Here is a 1,555-nt window from a genome sequence, read left to right on the forward strand (position 1 = left end):
ACGTAAGCCCATGACTTCGAAATAGGAGCCGTCCACAACGCCGGCGCGAACTTCACGCGGCTCGCCGAGGCCAAGCATGGTGAAGCCGATCGTCGAAAACTCGCCAAACTCGCTGACCGATCTCACGCTGGCCTTCAAGTCCTGGATTTCGGGGACAGAAAAAGTCTCGTTTTCCGAGCCGATGCCGGGGGCGCTCTGGCGAATGTAGATCAGGCGAGATTCGTCGCGGTTGACCAGCGGCCGCAGCAGGACGCCGCGGACTAACGTAAAGATGGCGGCATTGGCGCCGATGCCGAGCGCCAGGGTGAGGATGACGGCGCAGGCCAGGCCGGGGGTGCGGGCTAGCGAGAGGAGGGCGAAGCGGAGATCGCGGTTGAAGGACATGGTCTGCCTCTGGTCTGACGAGGTTGCAGCTTGGCTGCTGATTTTAGACGGGCATATTATAAGTTACTGCGCAAATCCGCCGCTTCCAACTGTGAGTGTCCATGAGGCGGTCTTAGTGGGCCCTGGGTCCGTGGTCTTTGTCGGCCTTGGCTCGTGAGCCCCAGCCTCTGTTTACGTTCATTCGAGTGCTTGGAAGACCTAGCAAATGCCGTAAAAGGCATCGATTAGTTGCCAATTCTTTAATTTATGCAAGTAAATGCTTGCATTTATAGCATTTGATCGATTAAGATGATGACAATCCCAAGGCTCCCGTGGACAGTCCTAAGTTCACGAGGAGGAGGCTACACGACCATGACCGAAAACAGCGAAGCGTCCGCAGTCGATATTTCCCAAAAAGAACAGAAGGAAATCCTCGACATCTATACCAAGCTTCGCGAGGCGGAAGCGAAGCTCATCGGCCCAGACGGAAAGACTGAGATTCTGCCCAACAACGTTTACTCGTTTCTTCTCCGGCTACTCGCTGACTTGCGAGCTGGTCATTCGGTCACCATCCTGCAAAATCGGCACGAACTGACAACCGTTGAAGCTGGCAAAGTCCTGGGCGTCTCCAGGCAATACCTCGTTCAATTGCTGGAGAGAGGAGAAATCCCTTTTCATCTAGTCGGAACGCATCGTCGCATCTACGTACGGGACGTCATGGCCTACAAGTCAACGCGCGATGCCGGCCGCAGAAAGGCGCTCGACGACCTGGCGCGCGCCGAGTTTGAAGAAGGGATCTACGACAAGGTCCCGGATGATACTCACACCCGATAACGAATACGCCGCACTGCTCGATGCTTGCGTGCTTGTTCCAATGCCGCTCTGTGACACGTTGCTTCGCCTGGCTCTAGAGCCGTCCCTTTATCGGCCGCTTTGGAGCGCTCAAATTCTCACGGAGGTTGGGACTGCGCTCCAACGGATGGGGTATACGCCAGAACAAGGTGAGAGAAGGTTGAGGGTAATGCGCGAACATTTTCCCGAAGCTGTTGTCAGTATTCCACCTGACATGGCTCAAGCTCTCGCTTGCATCCCAGACAAAAATGACCGTCACGTGTTAGCCGCGGCTATTTGCGGGCATGCGAATGCCATCGTTACTTTCAACGAGGGAGACTTTCCAGAGGCATGTCTGGCG

At 55.6% G+C, this 1,555-nt stretch carries 3 protein-coding genes; 2 read left to right on the forward strand and 1 reads right to left on the reverse strand.

Translation table 11 applies throughout. The features are described from left to right. The coding region (locus WCA10_RS11645; protein WP_472822693.1) for an ABC transporter permease at nucleotides 1-384 on the reverse strand (384 nt) is incomplete at its 3' end. Between the two features lie 351 nt (nucleotides 385-735). On the opposite strand from WCA10_RS11645, the gene WCA10_RS11650 reads away from it, so the two are divergent. Next, entirely contained in the window at nucleotides 736-1,197 is a 462-nt protein-coding gene (locus WCA10_RS11650) for an excisionase family DNA-binding protein (protein WP_472822694.1), read from the forward strand. Then, nucleotides 1,178-1,555 (forward strand): PIN domain-containing protein (locus WCA10_RS11655; RefSeq protein ID WP_472822695.1); only part of this gene is annotated, 378 nt, incomplete at its 3' end. The genes WCA10_RS11650 and WCA10_RS11655, both read left to right, overlap by 20 nt.

The organism is Occallatibacter sp., assembly GCF_049582745.1.
GTDB lineage: Bacteria > Acidobacteriota > Terriglobia > Terriglobales > Acidobacteriaceae > Telmatobacter.